Source organism: Ensifer sp. KUDG1, assembly GCF_050434285.1.
GTDB lineage: Bacteria > Pseudomonadota > Alphaproteobacteria > Rhizobiales > Rhizobiaceae > Ensifer.
Map to the genome: position 1 here is coordinate 315640 of NZ_JBNDIG010000002.1, position 22614 is coordinate 338253.

Below are 22614 nucleotides of genomic sequence, written 5' to 3' on the forward strand. Positions count from 1 at the left end.
CTGTCGGCACCTTCTCCCCGCATGCGGGGAGAAGGGACGTTGCCGTGCCCTCCGGGTTTGCTTCTCTTTGCCTGCGGGAAGCGGGTCGTTTGGATAGGCCCCGTTTCCATCGCCCACGGTGCTGTGGAGCAGTGAACCTCGCGCCTGAAGCCTGTTTCTTCTGCGACAGAATCCCTCCTTTATCTAAACACGCCCACGCCTATAGTGCCGCTGTTTGCGGTCGCTGTCGGAGTGCGCCGCCCCCTGACTGGATGACCCGCCCCATGACCGCAGCAAGCCGACCCGACCTGACAGACATTCACCGCGGTGACTGGGTGGATCGCCGGTTGCCGCGGGCGGTGCGACCGTATACCCGCCTTGCGCGGCTCGACCGGCCGGTCGGTATCTGGCTGACGCTCTTTCCCTGTTGGGCGGCGCTTTTCCAGGCGGCGCACGGCCTTCCCGAAATCCGCGATATTCTGGTGTTCACGCTCGGCGCGTTTCTGATGCGCAGCGCCGGCTCCACCATCAATGACATGGCAGACCGCAATTTCGACGGGCATGTCGAGCGGACGCGGTTCCGTCCGCTTGCAAATGGCGAGATAGGCATGTCCCGCGCCGTTCTCTTCCTGATCGTCCAGCTTGCGCTCGCCGCCTCGCTGCTTGTGTTCCTGAGCCCCGCGACCCGCGTGCTTGCGGTGTGCGTCGTGCCGCTCGTGTTCCTCTACCCCTTCTGCAAGCGGTTCACCCACTGGCCCCAGGCGGTCCTGGGCGCTGCCTTCAACTGGGGCATGCTGATGGCCTGGTCGCAGGTTGCCGGACATGTTCCGGCTGGCGCCGTGCTGATGTGGGCCGGTGCCGTTGCGTGGCAGATCGGCTACGACACGGCCTACGCCTATGTCGATGTGCGCGACGACGCGCGCCTCGGTCTCAAGTCCACGGCGATCCTGTTCGGGGCTCGCGGCAAGGCCTGCATCGCCCTGTTCTACGGCCTGACGCTCGCCGCCTGGTCGCTCGGCGGCTGGATGCTCGGCATGTCGAGCCTCTATGCCGTCGGCATGGTGGTGATCGCGGCCCATCTCGCGTGGCAGGCCTGGCGTTTCGACCTCGATCGCCCCGAACTCAGCTATCGTCTGTTCCTGGCGAATATCCTGACCGGCGTGCTCTTGGCTGCAGCCGCTCTCGCCGGAACGTTTTGACGGACGCCGAGCGTCCGGCTCGCCATAGGAAGTCGACGATGAGGCCGGTGACGCATTGACGCCCGGCGCGCGCGCTCCATGTCATATCCAGATGTCAAATCTGGGCGCTCAGCTCAGTCAAACGGGCAGGGCAGGCCATGCAAAGGTTCTTCGTCAGCGTCGCCAAGGAATTCGAGGCCGATAGCGCCGAGGAGGCCGCCCTTTTGATGTACCAGTATCTGACCCGCGAGCCGGCGCCGCTTTCCTATGCCGTCACCGACGAGGCGAAGAACATCACCAGGCTGACGCTCGAGCGCGACAAGGCGGACGAATTCGCCAGCGTCGATCACACGGCCGATCCCGGCAACTGGTAGCGCCTGCCGGCTGTAACGGCCGTGGGCGGAAGCCATCAAAGCGACATGTTCGGTTGCAAATCCTCCGGCGTTCGCGTCAACACTGCGCCTGTTGGGTGCAGCTGTCGACGCGCTTCGGGAGGAAGCCCACTTGTTCATTGCCCATCTGCCGGCCGGCTATCTGCTGAGCCGCCCGTTTGCGCGCCGCAACCCCTCGCAACGCCGCGCCATCTTCGGTGTCGGGCTTCTCTGTTCCGTCCTGCCGGATTTCGATCTCGCCTATTTCTACCTGATCGACCAGCGTCGCACGCCGCATCACGACTACTGGGTGCACACGCCGATCTTCTGGCTGGCGCTGGCGGCGGCGATCGCGCTGCTTCTCATCGCCACCAGGCGGCGCAAGCAGCTCGTCCTTGTCGGCGTCGGGCTTTTGAGCGTGGTCCTGCATCTGGTGATGGATTCGATCGCGGCCGATATTCGCTGGTTCTTTCCCTTCGCCGATCTCAGGGTGAACCTGGTGCATGTGCAGGCGGTCCACAAACCCTGGTACCTGAACTTCATCCTGCACTGGACCTTCGCGCTCGAAGTTTTGATCTGGCTGCTGGCCGGTCATTTCGCCTCGCGCGATTTTCGGGCGCAGCGCGCAATCGGGACCGCATGAGGGCAAAAGCACAGCAATTCTAGGGGTCGCGAAAAGAATCGCTTAAGGAATTTATCATACCAATAGCTACAATTCGCATGTATCCCTTTTCGATTTGTTAGCTATAGGTCCCGCCCTCATGACTGGCCTGCCGTCTCTTTTTTCGTCCGATGCCAAAGCCATGCTCGATGCGATCAACCGGTCGCAGGCGATCATCGAATTCGATCTTTCCGGCACGATCCTGACCGCCAACGAGAATTTCTGCCGCGCGATGGGTTACGATCTCCACGAGATCGTCGGCCGGCACCACCGCATGTTCGTGCAGCCGGAGGAGGCGGCGTCCGCCGCCTACGCCGATTTCTGGGCGCGCCTTGCCCGCGGCCAATACGACAGCCAGCAGTACCGGCGCATCGGCAAGGGCGGGCGCGAGATCTGGATCGAGGCCTCCTACAATCCGGTGTTCCGCGGCCGCAAACCCTATAAGGTGGTGAAGTTCGCGACCGACATCACCGCGACGAAGGCAAAGAGCACCGACGACCAGGGCAAGATCGACGCCCTGTCGCGGGCCCAGGCCATCATCGAATTCACGCCTTCGGGCGAGATCATCACCGCCAACGAAAACTTCCTTTCGGCCATGGGCTATGCGCTTCCCGAGATCGTCGGCCGGCACCATTCGATGTTCTGCGAACCGGACGATGTCCATTCGCCCGCCTATGCCGGATTCTGGCGCGATCTTGCGGCCGGGCGCTTCGTCACCGACCAGTTCAAGCGCATCGGCAAGGGCGGCAAGACGGTCTTCATCCAGGCGTCCTACAATCCGATCCTCGACGATGCCGGCCGGGTGTCGAAGGTGGTGAAATTCGCCGTTGACGTTTCCGATCGCGTGCTTGCGGTCCAGGAGATCGGCGCCGGGCTCGGCCGCCTTGCCGAGTGCAACATCCGCATGACGCTGGACGAGCCCTTCGTCGGCGAGCTCGAAACGCTCCGGCGCGACTTCAACACCTCGATCGGCATGTTCCAGGAAACGCTGTCGGCGGTGCTCAGCCAGACCCGCGACCTCAACAGCAACAGCCACGAGATGAAGGATGCGGCCGAGCATCTTTCCGACCGCACCCGCCAGCAGGCGGCAGCGCTGGAGCAGACCTCGGCGGCACTGGAACAGGCGACGGCGACGGTGCGCACCTCGACCGAGAACACCCAGCAGACCCGCGCGTTGGTGCAGAATGCGCGGCAATCGGCGCACAGCTCTTCCGGCGTCGTGCGCGATGCGGTGACGGCGATGCAGCGCATCAAGGCGGCGTCCGAGGAGATCAGCCAGATCATCGGCGTGATCGACGAGATCGCCTTCCAGACCAACCTCCTGGCGCTCAATGCCGGGGTCGAGGCGGCGCGCGCCGGCGACGCCGGCAAGGGCTTTGCAGTCGTCGCCTCGGAGGTGCGCGAGCTTGCCCAGCGCTCGGCCAAGGCCGCCAAGGAGATCAAGGCGCTGATCCACAATTCGGTTGCCGAGGTCGCCGAAGGCGTGCGCCTCGTCGGCGATACCGGCAACGCGCTGAAGGAAATCGAAGACTTCGTCGCTGCGATCGACACGCGGATCGCCGCAATCGCAACGGCCGCGACCGAGCAGACGGCAGGCCTCGGCGAAATCAACGCGGCCGTCAACGACATCGACGTCATGACGCAGAAGAATGCAGGCATGGTGGAGCGCACCGCCGACGTCAGCGTCCGGCTGGCCGAGGGCGCGCAGCGGCTGACGGAACTCGTCAACCGCTTCCAGCTCAACCGCCGTGCCGAGCGGCGCGAGGCCGGCACGGCAGCGGCTGCGGGCGGCATCGGCGATCGTCGCCGCGCGACCGACGCGCGCGCCGCCTGAGGCAACAAAGCGGGACGCGCGGGGCGATCACGCCCTGCCGTTCGCGGGCAGGCGGGTCGGGGGTGCGGCCCGCCTCATCCCTTTCTGAGCACCGTCCGTGCACGCGAGCTCGAACGCCACACCGAATTCCGACACTGTCGTCTCCAAAGTCCGGCGTGGGATTGCTGCGTGATCGACGATCGGCAGACGTGTCCGTGCAACGCGTGGTATCGCTGGTACGTTGACGAAGCCCGCGGTTCTATGCATCCTGCCGGCCAACGAACGAAGATGCCGGATACGGCACGGGGAAGAGCAGGGCCAAGGGCCCAAGGCATTGATAAGCTTCGCATTCGCCCAAGGGGACCGCGCGTCTCGCCGGGTCGCCATGGCATTCTGAAGAGCTGCAGGGTCTCGTCATCAAGGGAAATCTGCAGAGTTGCGGCGCGCTTCGGCGTCGCTAAAGCACGACATACGCATTCACGACGTCATTCGCATCGTTTGCTCGAGGCCGGAGGGGATTGTGAAGGAAAAGTCGAGGTTTCTGCCAGCCCTGCTGGCTGCCATGCTGGCCGCATCCGTGGCGCTGCCCGCCACTGCCGCCGATCTGGTGATCGCCATGCCCAACTGGCCGTCGGGCCAGGCAACGGCCAATATCCTGAAAGTGGGCATCGCCAAGAAGTTCGGGCTCGACGCCGAGGTCAAGGAACTCGGCACGCTCAATGCCTTCGTTGGTTTCGAAGCGGGCACGGTCGACATCCAGCCGGAAGTCTGGCGACCGAACTTCGAAGACGTCGTGCGCAAATACGTGACCGACAAGAAGGTCGGCCAACTGACCGAGCGCAGCGTGCCGGCCTGGCAGGGGCTTTGCGCCACGCCGGAAGCGGCCAAGACGATCAAGTCGGCCGCCGATCTCAGCGACCCGGAAAAGACCAAGATCCTCGACACCGACGGCGACGGCAAGGGCGAGATGTGGATCGGCGCCGCCACCTGGCTTTCAACCGGCATCGAGCGGGCGCGGGCGGCCGGCTACGGCTACGACAAGACGCTGACGCTGTTCGAGGCGGAAGAGGAGGTGGCGATGGCGGCTGTGGACGCGGCCGTCGCGACAGAGCGGCCGATGGTCTTCTACTGCTACGCGCCGCATCACGTCTTCGAGCTGCACCAGATCGCACGGCTCGAAGAGCCGCCGCACGATGCCGCCAAGTGGAAGATCCTGCCGCCGAGCGATCCGCTCTGGGTGTCGAAATCCAGCGCTTCGACCGCCTGGCAGGCGGCGCATTTCCAGATCGCCTATGCCACCGCCTTCGGCAAGAAACACCCTGACGTGGCGAAGTTCCTGGAGAAGGTGGATTTTTCGCCGGAGGAAGTGACCAAGATGAGCTACGCGCTGGAGGTCGAGCGGCAGGCGCCGGCCGACTACGCCAAGAAATGGGCCGAAGACAACGCGGCGCGCATCGACGGGTGGGCCAAGCCATGAGCGGACGTTCTGACGACAATCGCCCTGCCGGCAAGGACCGGCCGATGTGGACGCGGCGCAGGTTCGGCATAGCGGTGCTTGCCGCTGCCCTGACGCTCGGGCCGCTTGCCGCCTGGGCGCAGACGCAGATCTACGACGCCCGCACCAAGAAATGGGTCAACTACGACAAGAAGAAAGCGCGGCAGTATTTCGCCCGCAACAACCAGCTGCCGGAGGCCTTCCGCCGCCAGGTGGTGACCTTCCGCACGGCGGAACAGCCGGGCACCATCATCATCGACGGCAACCAGCACTTTCTCTATCTCGTCCAGCCCGGCGGGCAGGCGATCCGCTACGGCATTGGCGTCGGGCGCGAAGGCTTTGGCTGGGCCGGCATCGTGCGCGTCGGGCGCACCGCCGAATGGCCGACCTGGACGCCACCGGCCGAGATGGTGGCGCGCGACCCGAATGCGGCGAAATGGGCGGCCGGCATGCCCGGCGGGCCGGACAATCCGCTCGGCGCCCGCGCGCTCTACCTCTACGAGGGCGACCAGGACACGATCTACCGCATCCACGGCACGGTCGAGCCCTGGACGATCGGGCTCGACGTCTCCTCCGGCTGCATCCGCATGAACAATGACGACGTCATCGACCTGCATTCGCGCATCGAGATCGGCGCCAAGGTGATCGTGCTGATGCAGGGGGCAGCGCTCTACAAGGGCGTTTGAGCAGAGCAAGGCAGGCCGCTTGGGAGCGGCGCGCCGGCGCAGGCACTTTGTGGGGGCAGGCGCCTTGCGGGCGCCAGGATGGAACCGATCGGCTGCCGGGGACACGCGTGGCCGATCGCGCGAAGGAACAGGGACAGAAGATCCGAAGGGGAGGATACGTGGTGAGCGAGGGGATATTGCGTATGAAGAGCCTTGTTCTGGCACTGGCGGCCACGGCCGCGATCAGCGGCTGCCAGTCCGCGCCCAAGCCCGAGGACATGGCCCGCACCAGCCTGCAGACGGCGCCGGCCGACCTGCAACTGCTCTGCGCCCATGCCGCGGCGGGCGCCGCCCAGGTCGACAGCACAAAGGTACTGCCGACCAGTTCGCGCGCGCTCGATGCCGCTTCCTACAGCGTCGACCTCGACGCCGCCGGCCGCAAGTTCACCTGCATCGTCGATACCGCCGGCAGCGTGAAGTCGGTCACGCCGGTCTAGCGACAACTCGGCCGCGGCCATGCCGCCAGCCGTCAATCACCGAGATTGAACAGCGTCGAGGGATCGGCAACGACGGGCGGCGCGTAGAAGGTCAGGCGCGCCGCTTCCATCAGCAGCAGCGGCTGGTCCATCTCGACCGCAAGGCTGGTGATCCAGTCCTGGAAGTCGCGCACCCGGTCGGCGTAGTCGGCCGAAAGATCATGTGCCTCGGACGGGTCGGCGCCAAGGTCGAAGAGTTCGACCTTTTGCGGCAGCGTCGCCTTCCAGACGAGCTTCCAGTTGTCCCTTCGCACGGCGCCGCCCATGGGATCGACGTTATAGACCACCTCGGTGCGCGGCGTCGGCTTGCCCTCGCTCAAGGAGGGCCACAGGTTGATGCCGTCGAGCGGCTGGTTCTTGTCGAGCGTCGCGCCGACGATCGCGGCCAGCGTCGGATACATGTCGACCACGTGGACCATGCCTGCGACCTTGCCGGGCTTGATCTTCTTCGGCCAGTTGGCAAGCGCCACCACGCGGGTGCCGCCCTCGTAGAGCGTGCCCTTGCCGTCGCGGTAATGGCCGTTGTCGGCCGGCAGTTCGCCGTTCACCTTGCTGTCGCCGGCAAAGAGCGAACTCGTCACGCCGCCATTGTCGCTGTGAAAGACGATGAGCGTGTTGTCGCGCATGCCGCGTTTTTCGAGCGACGCCAGCAGTTTGCCGATGCCGTCGTCGAGCACGGAGACCATCGCCGCATAGGCCCGGCGGTTCTTGTCCGTGATGTGCTTGTAGCGGTCGAGTGCGTCGTCCGGCGCCTGGAAGGGCGTGTGCGGCGCGGTGAAGGCGAGGTAGAGGAAGAGCGGGCTTGCGGGATCGTGGCTTTCGACCACCCGGGCCGCCTCGTCGCCGATCAGTGTGTTGTCGAAGCCGGTCTCCTCGATCGGCCTGTTGCCCCGGTACCAGTCCTTCACCCCATGGGAAGAGTGCTTGAAGTGGTCGATCTCGCCGACCAGCGCGCCGTAGAAGGTGTCGAAGCCGCGTTGCTTCGGCCAATATTCCGGCTTGGCATGGCCGAGATGCCACTTGCCGACGAGCGCCGTCCGGTAGCCGGCGTCTTTCATCACCTGGGAAAGCAGATACTCGTCGAGCGCCAGGCCATAGGAACCGGGCGAGGGGATCACGCCCGTCTGCAGGCCATAGCGCAACGGGTAACGGCCGGTGAGGAAGGCGGCGCGCGTCGGCGTGCACATCGGCTGGGTGTAGAACTGGTCGAAGGTTACGCCGGTGGCCGCCAGCCGGTCGAGATTGGGCGTCCTGATGTCCGAGCCGCGGAAGCCGACATCGCCCCAGCCGAGATCGTCGGCGATGATGTAGACGATGTTCGGCGCCGTCGTGCCGGCTGCTTGCGCCGCATCCGGGGCAAGAGCCGCAAGGCCCGCCGGCAGTCCGGCGGCAAGGGCAAGCGCCGCACCGCTCATGAGAACGTCGCGCCGGGTCGGGCCCGCTTGCGGATCCGCGCCAGCCGTCTTGTCGCCGCATGCGTTTGCACGGGCGTTATTCGCTTGCAGTTCAGACATGCGCACCCCCTGGAAATGCGACCCGGCCGGACGGCGGATCTTTTTATTCGATATAGCTAATATCTGCATCTTCCGGTAGCGCCGTCAATTAACATTGTCGTGGTGGCGAAGGGGCGAAATGCCGCGTCTCGGACGGCCTATCGACGGCTGCATCAAAGAGCTGTCGTGGCACTGAGGTCGATAATTTTCATGGGATTAAGCTTTGTGCAGTGCAGATAAATAATGCTGCAGTGCAAATAGTATTTTGATTAATTGCGTTGTTTGATCAGTATATTTTTCAAAACTTCTTCCAAGTTTTGGAAATATGTGCTCTCATAGGTTTAGTTGGAAGGAGGAAATGCCATGCCCTCGTTCTTCGAGCACTTTGCACTTTTCGACGCCTTGATCGTTGCGGCGATCTGCACGCTTCTGATCCTGAGTTACTTCAGCCGCGAGGCCTGAGGACTGCGGTCGCGAAGGCGGGGTGATTGCAGACCCGGAGCGGTCGGAAAACGCCAGGCATGCGCGTCATGCCAGCCGTCGTGGCGCCTCCGAACGGCGACAACTCCTGGCTATTTTCATTTTCTATCTGCACAACTTTACGGCTGTGAAGGTGTTTGCTACCTGAGACGCTCAGTCGAGGGGTAGCAGCATGGCAGTTTGGTACTATTTGACCGGACCGGATCAACACGGTCCTGTCGATGACGACGATCTCCGAGCGCTTGTTCGGGATGGCAGGATCACGCAAGAAACCATTGTGTGGCGCGAAGGTCTGGAGGAACGGCAGGCGGCCGGATCCCATCCAGACCTTGTCGATGCCTTTGTGCCGCCACCCATCTCGGCGACCGCAGCCGAGGCGGATGTCGCCGAACCCATCGTCGATGAACCAGCCGTTCAGCCCGGACTGATCCGCAATTCCCGGCCCTGGCCACGGTTCTGGGCGCGCCTCATCGACAATTTTCTATTCACCCCGCTGCTCGGATTCGGTATCGGGCTATTGGCCGTTATCTACGCGCCGAACATCTACCTGCAAATCGTCTCCATAAATGGCGTTCTATTCGGCTTGATGTTGTTGCCGCTTGTCGCTTTGGTGCTGGCGCTTAGCATGACGATCACGGGGACGACGCCGGGCAAGGCGATCGCGGGTGTGCGCGTCCCGGTGCCTGCGGGTCGCAACCGTGCCCTGTTCTTCCTCGTAAGGGAGTTCAAGGTATGGGTTATCGGCCTCGGGCTGGGCATTCCGATCATCGCGCTCTTCACCCAGATCCGACAGCACCGCCGCGTCTCTCTTGGGCAACCCGCAAGCTACGACAGCGGGAACCCCGTCGTTGTCGCCGATCCCTCGCAGTTTCGGTTCGGGGTGACCCTGGTCGTGGCGGCCGCTCTCCTCATCGGTAGTTTCGCGCTGCAAGCGGAGGAGCGGGCCATGGAGAGCAACCTAAAGACCACTCAGGGCTGGTCCAACCCTATGACCCAGCGTGTGGCGACGATCGGGAGGTCCTGGAAGCCAGAGGAACTTGAGACCAATAGCGGTCGGATTTTCTACTTCGTTTCCGACGAACTTCTCTCCGAGGCGCTTTTCGGGCACGAACAGTTGCCTTCGGATGGCATTGGAGCGGACCTCTATGCGGAGGCGCTCGAGAAAGTGCTCCGCGAGGAGGTCGATATCACCACCGGCTGGCAGCCCGTCACTATTTTTGACATGGCGGGCCTTCAGGCAGGCCTCAGGGCAACGGGCAAGGCAGTGAGCGCAGAGGACACGTCTGTTGAAGTGACGGTCGCCGTCAGCGGTCGCGATGCGTGGAGAACGCTGGTTTACACCCGCGGCAATTCCGCTGAGCAGGAGGCGGAGAAGAGACGGTTTGTCGACGCCATGTTTGCGACGACGAAGTAGCGGAGTTCGGCGGCGCGGGCGCGCGGGCGGCTCTCTGAATGCGCTTCAGTCCGCGCGGTTCGCCGCGACATGCAGCCAGCGGGTCGGCTCGCCGTCATAGCCGCCGCCGTCGGCCTCGCCGATGTCGACTTCGGGCCAGCCGGCGTCTTCGAAGCAGGCACGCAACCAGCCGGCTGAGGGGTAGTTGAAGTAGCGGCCGAAGCGGTCGTGGCCTTCCGTCTCGCCTGCCTTGAAACTCGCCTGCAGCAGGCCGCCCGGCTTCAGCGCCCGGCGAATGCGGGTGAGCACGTCGGCGAGCTCCGTGCGCGGCACATGCAGGAGCGAGGCCTCGGCCCAGATGCCGTCGAACCGGTCTTCCCAAACGATCTCCTGAAACGCGATGACCTCGACCTTGCAGCCGATGCGCGCTTCCGCTTCCCGCGCCAGTTCCGCCGAGCCGTCGCAAGCGCTGACGTCGAAGCCATGCTCCAGCAGGACGAGGCTGTCATGTCCGCCGCCGCAGCCGAGATCGAGCACGCAAGCCCCGGGAGCGAGGCGGGCCATGAAGGCCGCCAGACGCGCCTGCGGCGGCTTGCGGTCGCGCGCCGCATAGGTGGCGGCATTGTCGCGATAGAAGGCGAGGGTATCGTCGTCGGGTTTTGTCATCGATGCTTTCTGGGCGTTGGTGGCGGGCGTGGGAAGGGCGATTGCCGTGGCCGCGAAAAGATCCGTTCCGGCAACTGACCGTTCTCGTCCGCGAAGCCCGGCAACAGACTAGACGAAGATGGTGACAGGCGGAGCAGAAATGTCGAGGTGCCGCGCGCAGAAGGGCTGATCGACAGACCGGGCGCTTCCGGATAAGCATGTGGCAATTGTGCTTAGCCGGAACCTTCAATGGCCGATCTCCCCGTTCTCCTGACCTTCGTTGCAGCCCTCTTCGTTCTTGAGATCACGCCCGGTCCGGACATGATGCTGGTGCTCGCCCGCGGGATCGGGCAGGGGCGCCGGGTGGCGCTGCTGACGGTGGTCGGCATGATCTTCGTCGCCGGCGTCGTGCAGGTGGGGCTGCTCGTTCTCGGTGTCGCCTCGCTGCTGAAGGCCTATCCCGCCGGGCTCATGCTTCTGCAATGGGCGGGGGCGGCCTACATGCTCTATCTCGGCGCGCGGATGGTCTGGTCGAGTTTCGGCGATGCGGGTGCAGCCAAGCGACTGGCGGCGACCGAGGTTTCCGACTGGCGCGCGGTCCGCGAGGGAACGATCAACAGCCTGACGAACCCGAAGTCGCTGCTCTTCATGTTCGCCTTCCTGCCACAGTTCGTCGATCCGACCGCCGGCCCCGTGTGGCTGCAGCTTGCCGTGCTTGGCACCGTGCAGAAGCTCGCTGGCATCCTCTCGCTCGGTTCGGTGGCGCTCGCCTCGGGAACAGTCGGCCAGGCGCTTTATCGCTTTCCGCGGCTGCTCGTCTGGCAGCAGCGTTTTACCGGTGCCGTCATGCTGGCGCTCGGCATCCGGCTCCTCTTCACAGGCAACGCCGGCGCGCCAGCGGTCAGAACGTAAAGCAGCGCCTGCCCCCGCTGGTGGCGGGGACAGCGCTTGAATGACGTACCGCGTTGGCAGAGTGCCCAGGCCCTCTGCCGCGTCGTGTCGATCGGCCGGGTGTGGAGCCGGCAATATCTACGGTGTCACTTGGCCGCCTGGGTGGTTCCGAGCACGTAGTCCCCGTCCCAGTGCCAGATCTGCTTGTCGTCGACCGTAACCTTCACGATCGCCTGGAAGCCGGCGAGCGTGCCGCTGCCGGCATGGAACGCGCAGGTGCCGAGCGGCGGCTTGGCCGTATCGTAGACGACGCAATATCCGACCGCCGAGTCACCGTTTCCAACCGAGATGACGGCAGTGCTGCTGGAGAAGAGGGGATTGGCGACCACCGGTCCATAATAGAGGATCTTGGTGCCCGCCGGGATCGCTTCGAGGTTCGATTCCGTGATGGTGCAGAAGCTCGGCGTGTCGCCGGTAAATTGGCTGCACTCCTTGGCAATCTTGAGGGGTTGCGTCTCTGGCGCCGCGGGTGCTGCGAACGCCGATTGTGCCAGCGCCAGGATGGTGCCAGCCGACAGGATAAACAGTCTGCTCATAGCCTAGTCCCTCCGGTCGAATTGAGGGGCGGGATTTTACGCTTCGGCCTCTCCCCCGGCAATTTGCCTCTTCGGATTATCAGGGCACCGGGTGCAGCGGCCGGCCCGTTCGGAAAGCCTCGCAAGGCACAGCATCGGGCAGGCTGAACCATCCGGTCGAAAGGCAAGGAAAGACCATCCCGCAAGGCGCTGCCCTGCGAGATGGCGGCGGCAAAGGGCATCCTCTCTACTGCTTCGCGTTCGACAGCTTGCCCATCACCTCGTCGAGGTTGAAGCTCGCCGGCTTCTGGCGGATCGGAAAATCCTTGAAGCTTTCGAGCCACTTGGCGACGAGTGCCTGCGAGGGCACGAGGATGAAGGCACGCTCGGCCATCCAGCGGTCGTATTCGAAGGATTCCGGGCCGCGCTCGAACGGATCCGCCCTGAGGTTGAAGATCAGAGGGATGCGCATGTTGGTGAACTCGCGCTGCCAGACGCCGATGCCGGTGTGTTCCTGGATCTTGAAGTTGAGCTTCCAGTCCAGCACGCGGACCGCGACCAGTTCGCCGTCGTCGTTCCAGTAGAGGAAGTCGCGGCGCGGGCCATCGGCGACTTCGCCGCGGAAGAAGGGCATCAGGTTGTAGCCGTCGAGGTGCACCTTGAAGGTCTTGCTGCCGGCCTGATAGCCGGTCAGGCACTTGGCGACGACATCCGGTTCGCCGGCCGCCGCACAGAAGGTCGGGATCAGGTCGTAGTGCGAGAACATGTCGTTATAGACCGTGTTCGGCTTGATGACGCCCGGCCAGCGGATCAGCATCGGCACGCGGTAGCCGCCTTCCCAGTTGGTGGCCTTCTCGCCGCGGAAGGGCGTCGTGCCGCCATCGGGCCAGCTCATCACCTCGGCGCCGTTGTCGGTGGTGTAGACGACGATGGTGTTGTCGAGCACGCCGAGATCCTCGAGCTTCTTTAAGAGTTCGCCGACCATGCCGTCATGTTCGACCATGCCGTCGGGGTAGAGGCCCTTGCCGGTCTTGCCCTGGGATTCGGCCTTCAGGTGCGTGAATATGTGCATGCGGGTGGAATTGAAGTAGCAGAACCAGGGCTTCTCAGCATTATGCTGCCGGTCGATGAAATCGAGCGCTGCCGCCAGGAACTCGGCATCCACCGTCTCCATGCGCTTCTTGGTCAGGGCGCCCGTGTCCTCGATCCGACCGTCGGCATAGGAATGGATGACGCCGCGCGGGCCGAAGCGTTTGGCGAATTCCGGGTTCTTCGGATAGTCCGGGTTCTCCGGCTCCTCTTCGGCATTGAGGTGGTAGAGGTTGCCGAAGAACTCGTCGAAGCCGTGGGCGGTCGGCAGGAATTCGTCCTTGTCGCCCAGGTGGTTCTTGCCGAACTGGCCGGTGGCATAACCCTGCGCCTTCAGGAGTTCGGCGACGGTCGGATCTTCCGGCTGCAGTCCAAGATCGGCGCCGGGCAGGCCGACCTTCGTCAGGCCCGTGCGGATCGGCGACTGGCCGGTGATGAAGGCGGCGCGGCCGGCGGTGCAGCTCTGCTCGCCATACCAGTCCGTAAAGAGCGCGCCCTCATTGCCGATGCGGTCGATGTTCGGCGTGCGGTAGCCCATCATGCCGCGGTGGTAGATGCTCGGATTGAGCCAGCCGATATCGTCGCCCATGATCATCAGGATGTTCGGCTTGCCGCTGTTGCCCGTGGCCGGCGTGCCCGATTGCTGGGCGTGCACGGCGGGGGCCGAAACGGTGAGGGCGGCTGCGGCGAGCGCGCTGCCGCCAAGCAGGAGATCGCGCCGGCTGACGCTCAAATGCGGTTCGGTCTGGGGATCTGTCGGTTCGGGATCGGAAACCGGATGCTTGGTCATGGCACATCGCTCCATATCGTCAGAGGGTCGAGGCTTAACGAAACTCAGGCTATCGGGATTGAGCTGGTGAACGACAATCGGTCGGGCGGGACTCTGCGCCCGGTTGCCGCCGGCGGCAAGAATTTAACTGTTACGCTGCGCTTGCATTGCGGTGGGGCGCGTGGCATTCGCCTCGGACTGACGTTGCGTCAGGCTCTGGACGCTACGTGCGGAGGGTCGAAAAGCCCGAAAAAGGCACGGAATTAGGTCAATAATATTGACATAAATTGGTCGTCGTGGTCCTGTCGCTTCACCGTCCAGGGTATCCTGCTTCCAAGGGGGATCGCTCGAGGCGGAAAGATGCTCTAGAACAAAAACCAGAGCGTCCTTTGTGCGTTCAAGCGAACGCACGGCGCTCTAGAATGACGCGGGAGGAAGCGGAGAACCGCTTTCCGCACATAATCTCTGAGGAAACACCCCATGCTGGATTGGGAACATATCTTCGCGACGCGCTCGAGCCGGATGCGCGCCTCGGAAATCCGCGAACTGTTGAAGCTGCTCGACCGTCCCGACATCATCTCCTTTGCCGGCGGCATTCCCGATCCCGCGCTGTTCCCGGATGCGGAATTCAAGGACGCCTATGCGGAGATCTTTTCCGGTCCGGCCGTAAGTGCTGCGCTGCAGTACTCGGTCAGCGAAGGCTACAAGCCGCTGCGCGAATGGCTCGCCAAGGAGATGGAAAAGATCGGCATCCCCGCCGGTGCCGACAACATCTTCATCACGTCGGGCTCGCAGCAGGGCCTCGATTATCTCGGCAAGCTGTTCCTGTCGCCGAACGATACGGCGCTCGTCACCTGGCCGACCTATCTCGGCGCGCTGCAGGCGTTCAACGCCTACGAGCCGACCTACGACCAGCTGAACCCCAACGGCAACCGCACGCCGGAAGCCTACCGCCAGGCGGCAACCGATGCCGGCGGCCGCGTCAAGTTCGCCTATCTCTCGGCTGACTTCGCCAACCCGACCGGCGAAACCGTCGACCGGGCCGGCCGCGAGCGCGTGCTTGAACTTGCCGAAGAGCTCGACATTGCCGTCATCGAAGACGCTGCCTACCAGTCGCTGCGCTATGACGGCGAGCCGGTGCCGCCGATCCTGGCGCTCGAAATCGCCGAGAAGGGCGACATCAACAAAACCCGCACGATCTATTGCGGCTCGTTCTCCAAAACACTCGCCCCCGGCCTTCGGGTCGGCTGGGTCTGCGCCTCGGAAAAGGTGATCCGCAAGCTCGTGCTCTTGAAGCAGGCAGCTGACCTTCATTCCTCGACCATCAACCAGATGGCGATCTGCACCGTTGCCGAGCGCGGTTTCGACCAGCAGGTGGCCAAGATCCACCGGGTCTACAAGCAACGCCGCACGGCCATGCTCGCAGCGCTTGAAAAATACATGCCCGAGGGCGTGTCCTGGACGAAGCCGGAAGGCGGCATGTTCGTCTGGGTGACGCTGCCGAAGGGCATGGATGGCGCCGCACTGCTGGCAAAATCGATCGAGACGGCCAAGGTCGCCTTCGTTCCCGGTCGCGCCTTCTTTGCCGATGGCTCGGGCGAGAACACGCTGCGCGTCTCCTTCTCCTGCGCCAACGACCAGATGATCGACGAGGGCATCCGCCGTCTCGGCGACCTTATCCGTGGCGAAGTCGCGGCGCTGGCGGCTTAAGGCACCGGCTTTCCGGAAATTGTCGAACGCGCTCGCTCCGGCGGGCGCGTTTTTCTTTTGGCTGGTAAAACCTTCTTCTTTTAGTCAAGATGACGCATTGATCGAAGCGGGGCCTTCCGATAGACAGGACGGACATGACCGGGCACGCCCGGCCACGTAAGCGTTAACGTCACTCAACGCGTATGATCGAACGGCCAGAAGCGGCTTCGATCTGCGCGACTGTGTCCTGCGGATCGAGCTTTCAAGGCCTTCCAAAGGATGCAAATGGACAATTCTCCCAAATATTCCCATCTCCCGACGCCGCGTATCGAACGTGTTCGCCACGAGCTGAAGCGCCGATCGCTCGTCGTTTCCGCGATCGAGCGGGTCACGCCCGGCATGCTGCGGATCACGCTTTCCGGCGACGATCTCGCCGATTTCGTCAGCCTCGGGGCGGATGACCACATCAAGATCTTCGTGCCCGGCGCAAACGGCACCGAAGAGCGCCGGGACTATACGCCACGGCGCTACGACACCGACGCGCGCGTGCTGGCGCTCGATTTCGCGTTGCACGAGGCAGGCCCCGTGACCGCCTGGGCAATGGCGGCGTCCGTGGGGGACAAGCTCGAGATCGGCGGGCCGCGCGGTTCGGCGGTCGTGTCTGGAGATTTCACGCGATGGCTGCTGATCGGCGACGAGACGGCGTTGCCGGCGATCGGGCGGCGGATCGAGGAGACGCCGGCGGGGCATCAGATCACCAGCATCGCCGCGGTCACTGGGCTGGACGAGCGGCAGAAATTCCGCACCAAGGCGGCACTCACCACCCATTGGGCCTATCGCCCGCTCGGCCAAGCGCACGATCCCGCAGCGCTGCTTGCCGTCGTGCGTCAGGTGGCGCTGGAGCCCGGCACCTTCGTCTGGATCGCGGCCGAAGCCGCAGTCACCCGGGCGATACGGACCCATTTCGTCGAGGAGCGCGGCCTGCCGCTCACCTGGCTGAAAGCCTCGGGCTACTGGGTGAAGGGCAAGGCCGACAGCACCGAGAAGTTTGAATAGACCATCCCGTGCTCGGGTGCCCTTTTCAGGGCATCGCGACGGGAACGCTCGACCGGCGGATCGCAAGATCCGCGCGGGCCTCCCGCGTCTGTCTCAGGCGCGCCTTTCCGAAGGGGCGCCTGCCGCGCTGATGCCGACAGAGCAGGGCCGGCAGAACAAGGCCGGGAAAACCGTTCGGTTGCCCGGGTGCGCGGTTGCCTTGTCGCGGAGAGTCAGCTCATTTCGCTTGCTTGGGCGACGTCGATCCGATCCTGCGGAGCGACGGCTGCCACCCGTGGTTCACTTCGAGGGCAGGGCAGGCTTGGACCTCATCGACGATCAAGCGCAATCCGATCAGCCGACGCCGCGCATGTATGCCTGGGCGCGCAATTCGGCCGCCTATCGGCTGGCGCGGCAGATGCTGACGGAAAAGCAGCTCTTCGACGCCATCTCGCGCAAGGCGCGGGAGAAGTTCGAGGATATCAGCGTCAACCAGGTGGAACTGCTGGCCGCTGCCGCCGTGACCTTTGCCTATGACAACGGCGCGCTTAACGACAAAGCTTACGCCGAGATCAAGACCCGCTCGGCCATGCGCGGCGGCAAGTCGAAGCGGGCGATCGCCCAGAAGCTGTCGGAAAAGGGCGTCGCGCGGGATGCCGTCGCTGCGGCGGTGGCGGAAGCCGACGATCTCTATGCGGCCGTCGTCTTGGCGAGAAAGCGCGCCTTCGGGCCGTTCCGCAAGGCGCCGCTCGACGAGAAACGCACGGCCAAGGAGCTTTCGGCCTTTGCCCGGGGCGGCTTCGGCTTCGAACTGGGCAAGCGGGTCTTTGCGATGTCGATCGACGAGGCCGAGGACATTCTGTTCTCCGGCCGCTCGCTCTGACCTCAAGGGTCCGTTCCTGCCGTCTGAGCTGCGAACGGCCACGCCCCAAAATAGACATATGAATGAGTCATTCATTTAATATGACATCGGCTCGTTTCATCAATCTGGTCGCGGCACTCGGCACGGCTCTCGCCGATGCCCAGGTCAGCGCCTGCGAAAAGCTCGGCGTCGTTCCGAGCGACGCCGCTGCCCTGATCACGGTCGGTTATCACCAGGGAATGTCGGTTGGCGCGCTGGCGCCGATCATCGGTTTTACGCAATCGGCTGCCGTGCGCTCGGTCGATCGGCTGGTGGCCCAGGGGCTGATCGAGCGGGGGCGGGGCGAGGACAAGCGCCAAGTCGCGCTATCGCTCACGGCAGCCGGCATGGCCCTGCGCAGCGATATACTCGATGCCCGCGGAAGGGCGGTCGAAAAGGCGGTCGCTGCACTCGATCCGTGGCAGCAGATCGATCTCGAACCGATGGTGGAGACGATGCTGGCGGCGCTGACTGCGAACCGCCGCAGCGCCGACCATATCTGCCGGCTTTGCGACGAGACCGTCTGCACGCCGGAGATCTGTCCGGTCGAGCGCGTCGCGGTCGCCCGAGAGGCCGGGCCGTGACCGGGCACGGACAGGAGGCGGTTGCCGGCAAGCTCGGGCTTGGGGCTGCCGTTGCCGCCATGGTGCTGTCCGCCGCCTGCTGGGGCTTTGCCACCGTCATGTCGAAGGGCGCGCTTTCGGCCTTTTCGCCGGCGTTGCTGGTCAGCCTGCAGCTCGGCGCCAGCGTCGCCTTTCTCTGGAGTGCCGTCGGCGCCTCCCGGCAAAAGCTGCGCTTCGATCGCCATACGCGGCTGGCGGCGCTGAGCGGTGTGCTCGAACCGGGGCTTGCCTATGTCTTCGGGACCTTCGGCCTGCTCCTGACGACGGCCGGCAATGCCTCGCTGATCGCCACCACCGAGCCGCTGTTGATCGCGCTGCTCGCCTGGCTCCTGTTTCGCGAGAAGGTCGGCCTGCCGACCCTGCTTGCGATCCTTGCGGCGATGGCCGGTGTTACGATCGTCACGGGCGCGCATGGCGCCGGCAGCGGCTTTAGCCCGGCCGGCGACCTTCTCGTCATTCTCGGCACGGTGTTTGCGGCGCTCTACGTGGTGTCAAGCAGCCGGCTCGTCGCCAAGGTCGATCCGCTGGTGCTCGCGGCCCTGCAGCAGTCCGTCGGCCTCATCTTCGTGCTGGTCTTCCTGTTCGCCTGGGTCTCACCCCAGGCGATCGGCAAGGACCTGGCCGCTGCGGAGGCGGGCATGCTGGCGCTCGCTTTTGTGTCGGGCATCGTCCAGTACGCGCTTGCCTTCTGGCTTTATCTGATCGGTCTCAAGCGCCTGCCGGCGAGCACGGCCGCGCTGTTCCTGACCCTGACGCCGGTCTTCGGCATCGGCGGCGCGGCCTTTTTCCTCGGCGAAGCGGTGACGCCGTGGCAGGCGATCGGCACGCTCATCATCATCGCCTCGGTCGCCGTCGCATCGCAGGTCTCACGCAGGTGACACCGATGCAAGCGCGGGGACACGGGTATCGGCGGCGCAAGAGCCGCCGCGACTATCCGCGCTTCAGCGCCGGATCGTCCATCGCCGGATTGTAGAACAGCGACAGCGTCAGGCTGCGGGCGATGCGCTCGGCCGTGGCCATGAACCAGGCCTTGGCCTCGCCGTTCGGGGCGATGTCGTCGAGCGTCGTGGAAAAGAGATCAAGCCATTTCGGGAAGAGATCCGGCGTCATGTTGGCGACGCCGACATGGGCCTGCACCGGCTTGCCGCCATAGGCGCCGTTGCGAAAGGCCACGGCCGACCAGAAGCTCTTCATCTTTTCCATATGCTCCGGCCAGCGGCCGGAAAGCCTGGCGTCGAAGACGGGGCCGAGCTCGGGATGGGCAAGCACCCGGGCGTAGAAGGTCTCGACGAGACGGTCGATGAAGGCCGCATCGATGCCGATTGCCTTCATCTCGGCTTCCGCTCGCTCGCGGATCGCCGCGACATGGGCGGCGCGGCCCTGCAAGTCGTTGTCGTCCATCCCGATGTCCTTGGTCTAAGTAGCCTTGCGTCCGCGTGCTTGTATTTGGCGCCTTGCATATAGGCATGCGGGGCTGTCGCGCCAGAGGCGAAAGGGGCGGTTGCGGCAATCTGTCAGGATGGCGCCGGCCGAATTCTCCAAGGGCCGCTCACCCGGCCTTGCAACGGATTGCCCGAACCGTGCGGGGCAGTAACGGTTGCGGAGCGGCACATCGTAACTGTTACGTACTTGGACACCCGCCCCCTCAAGCGCATCATTCGCCCGGTCCTCGACAGCAGTGCATTTCCGATCGCCTTAACAAGGAGAATACGATGAGCATGCATGACGATAGCAAGGCCACGCCCGCGATGGCCGAGAATGGGGTGACGGATGTCAGCCGCCGCGACCTCCTCCTCAGCGGAACGATTTTTGCGGCCGCGTCGCTGGTGGCAGGCGCTGCTTCGGTAAGCCCGGCCAAGGCGCAATCCTCATCCTCCTCGAGCGGCAAGCCGCCGAACATCCTCGTCATCTTCGGCGACGATATCGGCATTCCGCAGATCAGCGCCTACACGATGGGGCTGATGGGCTATCGCACGCCCAATATCGACCGCATTGCCGCCGAGGGTGCAATCTTCACCGACAGCTACGGCCAGAACAGCTGCACGGCGGGACGCGCCTCGTTCATCCTCGGCCAGGAGCCGTTCCGCACCGGGCTCTTGACGATCGGCATGCCGGGCGACCCGCATGGCATCCAGGACTGGATGCCGACGATCGCCGACGTCTTGAAGACCAAGGGCTATTCGACGGGCCAGTTCGGCAAGAACCACCTCGGCGACCGCGACGAGCACCTGCCGACAGCCCACGGCTTCGACGAGTTCTTCGGCAACCTCTACCACCTGAACGCCGAGGAAGAGCCGGAAGGCTACTTCTATCCGAAGGATCCGGAGTTCAAGAAGAAGTTCGGCCCGCGCGGCGTCATCAAGTCGAGCGCCGACGGCAAGATCGAAGATACCGGCGCGCTCAACACCAAGCGCATGGAAACGATCGACGAGGAGTTCCTGACAGCCGCCAAGGACTACATCGACCGGCAGGTCAAGGCCGACAAGCCGTTCTTCTGCTGGTTCAACTCGACCCGCATGCACGTCTTCACGCACCTGAAGCCGGATTCGATGGGCAAGACCGGCAAAGGCATCCATGCCGACGGTATGGTGGAGCATGACGGTCATGTCGGCCAGCTCCTGAAGCAGCTCGACGATCTCGGCATCGCCGACAACACCATCGTGCTCTACACCACCGACAACGGTGCCGAACTGGCGCTGTGGCCGGATGGTGCGCAGACGATGTTCCACGGCGAGAAGGGCACCACCTGGGAAGGCGGCTTCCGCATTCCGATGATGGTGCGCTGGCCGGGCGTGGTGAAGCCGGGCACGCAGATCAACGACCCTGTGACCCTGATGGACTGGCTGCCGACTTTCGCGACGGCCGCCGGTATCGCCGACGTCAAGGAAGAGATGAAGAAGGGCTTCAAGGGCACGTCGAAGACCTTCAAGGTGCATCTCGACGGTTACGACCTGACAGGCATGTTGAAGGGCGAGGCGAAGACGCCGCCGCGTGACTCGGTCTACTACTTCGACCAGGGCGGCAATCTCAACGCCATCCGCTGGAACGACTGGAAGCTGAGCTTCGCCCAGGCAAGCCACGGCAATATCGCCACGGCTACTCGTGAGGTGCCGAGCTGGGCCGTCATCGCCAACCTGCGCATGGATCCCTATGAGCGCGGCATGGAGGACGGCGGCGGAGCGATCGAGTTCCTGGCCCGCAACATGTGGCTGCTGGTGCCGATCCAGGGCAAGATCAAGGAGTTCTTCGCCGACTTCAACGATTACCCGTACCAGGCCGGCAGCACGCTGAATGCCAGCGGCATCAACTACGGTTGGTTGGCCCAGCAGGCCGCGATGAAGCGGCTCGGCGAGCTGGAGAGCCTCGCTCCGCGGTAACTGCACGAGACCCCCGCCGCTGGCATGCGCTGGCGGCGGGGACTCTTTTGACGACCCCAGCGGCTGGCAGGGCACCGATCGCCCCGATCTGGATCGCCGTCCCGCTGCGCGCAGCACGCACCTCAGATGATCCGGGACTTCCATGGATTTCCTCATTTCGCTTGCCGAAGTCAGCATTCCCGCCTTTGCTGCCGTCCTGCTGGTCGGCCAGCTTGCGGCCCACGAAATCGGCTATCGCTTCGGCGTGCGCAGCAAGGAGCGCGCCGGCGGCCAGATCGAAAACGTCGGGGTGGTCGTCGCCGGCATGCTCGGGCTCTTGGCCTTCGTGCTGGCGTTGACGCTTTCGTTCTCGACCACGCGCTTCACGGAGCGCCGGCAGGGCACGCTTGCCGAGGCCAATGCCATCGGCACCGCCTGGCTGCGGGCCAAGGCGATCGGTACGCCCGAAGCGCTCGATATCGCCAAGCTGCTCGAAGACTATACCAAGGCGCGCGAGGACTTCGTGCGCGCCGGGCGCAACAGCGATGCGCTTGCCAAGGCCAACAGTGACACCTCCAAGCTGCAGCAGCAGATCTGGCAGCGGGTGACGACGATCGTCCAGCAGGACCCGGACGCCGTCTCGGCATCGCTGATGTCGGCCGTCAACGAGACCTTCGACGCGAGCACCGCCGAACGCTACGCGCTCGGCATCCGCCTGCCATGGCAGATCTTCTGGCTGCTGATCGGGGTGATGGTCTTAAGCATGGGTGCGCTCGGCTACCAGTTCGGCCTCAAGGGCAGGCCGGTGCGCTTCCTGATCGTGCTCCTGACGCTGGTCTGGACGGCGATCATCGTCAACATTCTCGATCTCGCCTCAGCCAGGGTCGGCAACTTCCGCACGGATACGTCCGTCTATCAGTGGACGCGGCAGGGGTTCAGCGGGAGCAGCGCGCCGCAGTGATGTCGGCGGGATGGAC

At 64.3% G+C, this 22614-nt stretch carries 21 protein-coding genes; 16 read left to right on the plus strand and 5 right to left on the minus strand.

The window, feature by feature from the left end; genetic code table 11:
• Positions 1 to 263 precede the first annotated feature (263 nt).
• From ubiA to M2267_RS07020, 7 genes are all read left to right on the plus strand, one after another.
• Complete coding sequence (gene ubiA / locus M2267_RS06990) at positions 264 to 1178, plus strand: 4-hydroxybenzoate octaprenyltransferase (protein WP_429113499.1); 915 nt, start codon at positions 264 to 266, stop codon at positions 1176 to 1178.
• A 137-nt stretch (positions 1179 to 1315) separates the two neighbouring features.
• Positions 1316 to 1531, plus strand: coding sequence for a hypothetical protein (locus M2267_RS06995; RefSeq protein WP_034792977.1), 216 nt, complete (start codon positions 1316 to 1318; stop codon positions 1529 to 1531).
• A gap of 130 nt (positions 1532 to 1661) precedes the next feature.
• On the plus strand, positions 1662 to 2171 hold the full coding sequence (locus M2267_RS07000; RefSeq protein WP_429113501.1) for a metal-dependent hydrolase: 510 nt from the start codon (positions 1662 to 1664) through the stop codon (positions 2169 to 2171).
• 160 nt (positions 2172 to 2331) lie between these two features.
• A complete protein-coding gene (locus tag M2267_RS07005; protein ID WP_429113502.1) occupies positions 2332 to 4023 on the plus strand; it encodes a methyl-accepting chemotaxis protein in 1692 nt (563 codons plus the stop codon).
• 541 nt (positions 4024 to 4564) lie between these two features.
• Positions 4565 to 5479, plus strand: coding sequence for a glycine betaine ABC transporter substrate-binding protein (locus M2267_RS07010; RefSeq protein WP_043616378.1), 915 nt, complete (start codon positions 4565 to 4567; stop codon positions 5477 to 5479).
• A gap of 44 nt (positions 5480 to 5523) precedes the next feature.
• Positions 5524 to 6183, plus strand: coding sequence for a L,D-transpeptidase (locus M2267_RS07015; RefSeq protein WP_429114507.1), 660 nt, complete (start codon positions 5524 to 5526; stop codon positions 6181 to 6183).
• A gap of 182 nt (positions 6184 to 6365) precedes the next feature.
• Entirely contained in the window at positions 6366 to 6659 is a 294-nt protein-coding gene (locus M2267_RS07020) for a hypothetical protein (protein WP_429113504.1), read from the plus strand.
• Between the two features lie 32 nt (positions 6660 to 6691).
• Here the strand turns inward: M2267_RS07020 and M2267_RS07025 are convergent, their stop codons facing one another.
• The gene (locus tag M2267_RS07025) at positions 6692 to 8212 is read right to left on the minus strand and encodes an arylsulfatase B (RefSeq protein ID WP_429113506.1); all 1521 of its coding nucleotides are present in this window, start codon (positions 8210 to 8212) and stop codon (positions 6692 to 6694) included.
• A 631-nt stretch (positions 8213 to 8843) separates the two neighbouring features.
• Here M2267_RS07025 and M2267_RS07030 point away from each other — a divergent pair.
• The gene (locus M2267_RS07030; protein ID WP_429113508.1) at positions 8844 to 10085 is read left to right on the plus strand and encodes an RDD family protein; all 1242 of its coding nucleotides are present in this window, start codon (positions 8844 to 8846) and stop codon (positions 10083 to 10085) included.
• A gap of 45 nt (positions 10086 to 10130) precedes the next feature.
• Here M2267_RS07030 and M2267_RS07035 read toward each other — a convergent pair whose 3' ends face one another.
• Positions 10131 to 10730, minus strand: coding sequence for a class I SAM-dependent methyltransferase (locus M2267_RS07035; RefSeq protein WP_429113509.1), 600 nt, complete (start codon positions 10728 to 10730; stop codon positions 10131 to 10133).
• A 228-nt stretch (positions 10731 to 10958) separates the two neighbouring features.
• On the opposite strand from M2267_RS07035, the gene M2267_RS07040 reads away from it, so the two are divergent.
• A complete protein-coding gene (locus M2267_RS07040; protein WP_429113510.1) occupies positions 10959 to 11621 on the plus strand; it encodes a LysE family translocator in 663 nt (220 codons plus the stop codon).
• A 125-nt stretch (positions 11622 to 11746) separates the two neighbouring features.
• On the opposite strand, the gene M2267_RS07045 is transcribed toward M2267_RS07040, so the two are convergent.
• Together M2267_RS07045 and M2267_RS07050 are read right to left on the minus strand one after the other, a co-directional pair.
• Entirely contained in the window at positions 11747 to 12196 is a 450-nt protein-coding gene (locus M2267_RS07045; RefSeq protein WP_429113511.1) for a hypothetical protein, read from the minus strand.
• Positions 12197 to 12422: 226 nt separating this feature from the next.
• Positions 12423 to 14054 carry an arylsulfatase gene (locus M2267_RS07050; RefSeq protein ID WP_429113513.1) on the minus strand — a complete coding sequence of 544 codons (1632 nt, stop codon included), beginning with the start codon at positions 14052 to 14054 and terminating at the stop codon, positions 12423 to 12425.
• 459 nt (positions 14055 to 14513) lie between these two features.
• Here M2267_RS07050 and M2267_RS07055 point away from each other — a divergent pair, with 459 nt between their 5' ends.
• The 5 genes from M2267_RS07055 to M2267_RS07075 all read left to right on the plus strand — a co-directional run bounded on the left by M2267_RS07055 (position 14514) and on the right by M2267_RS07075 (position 19159).
• Positions 14514 to 15743 (plus strand): PLP-dependent aminotransferase family protein, encoded by a 1230-nt coding sequence (locus M2267_RS07055; protein ID WP_429113515.1) that lies wholly within the window; start codon positions 14514 to 14516, stop codon positions 15741 to 15743.
• A gap of 264 nt (positions 15744 to 16007) precedes the next feature.
• Positions 16008 to 16778, plus strand: a complete 771-nt coding sequence (locus M2267_RS07060; RefSeq protein WP_429113517.1) for a siderophore-interacting protein — start codon at positions 16008 to 16010, stop codon at positions 16776 to 16778.
• Positions 16779 to 17079: 301 nt separating this feature from the next.
• On the plus strand, positions 17080 to 17640 hold the full coding sequence (gene recX, locus M2267_RS07065; protein WP_429113518.1) for a recombination regulator RecX: 561 nt from the start codon (positions 17080 to 17082) through the stop codon (positions 17638 to 17640).
• An 80-nt stretch (positions 17641 to 17720) separates the two neighbouring features.
• The gene (locus tag M2267_RS07070) at positions 17721 to 18242 is read left to right on the plus strand and encodes a MarR family winged helix-turn-helix transcriptional regulator (protein ID WP_429113520.1); all 522 of its coding nucleotides are present in this window, start codon (positions 17721 to 17723) and stop codon (positions 18240 to 18242) included.
• A complete protein-coding gene (locus tag M2267_RS07075; RefSeq protein WP_429113522.1) occupies positions 18239 to 19159 on the plus strand; it encodes a DMT family transporter in 921 nt (306 codons plus the stop codon). Before M2267_RS07070 ends, M2267_RS07075 begins: the two co-directional genes overlap by 4 nt.
• A 52-nt stretch (positions 19160 to 19211) precedes the next feature.
• Here the strand turns inward: M2267_RS07075 and M2267_RS07080 are convergent, their stop codons facing one another.
• Complete coding sequence (locus M2267_RS07080; protein WP_192446611.1) at positions 19212 to 19682, minus strand: group III truncated hemoglobin; 471 nt, start codon at positions 19680 to 19682, stop codon at positions 19212 to 19214.
• Between the two features lie 311 nt (positions 19683 to 19993).
• Between M2267_RS07080 and M2267_RS07085 the strand changes: the two genes are divergently transcribed.
• Positions 19994 to 21658: an arylsulfatase gene (locus M2267_RS07085; RefSeq protein WP_429113525.1), complete on the plus strand. Its 1665-nt coding sequence runs from the start codon at positions 19994 to 19996 to the stop codon at positions 21656 to 21658.
• A 142-nt stretch (positions 21659 to 21800) separates the two neighbouring features.
• Positions 21801 to 22598, plus strand: coding sequence for a hypothetical protein (locus M2267_RS07090; RefSeq protein ID WP_429113527.1), 798 nt, complete (start codon positions 21801 to 21803; stop codon positions 22596 to 22598).
• The last annotated feature ends 16 nt before the right edge of the window (positions 22599 to 22614 follow it).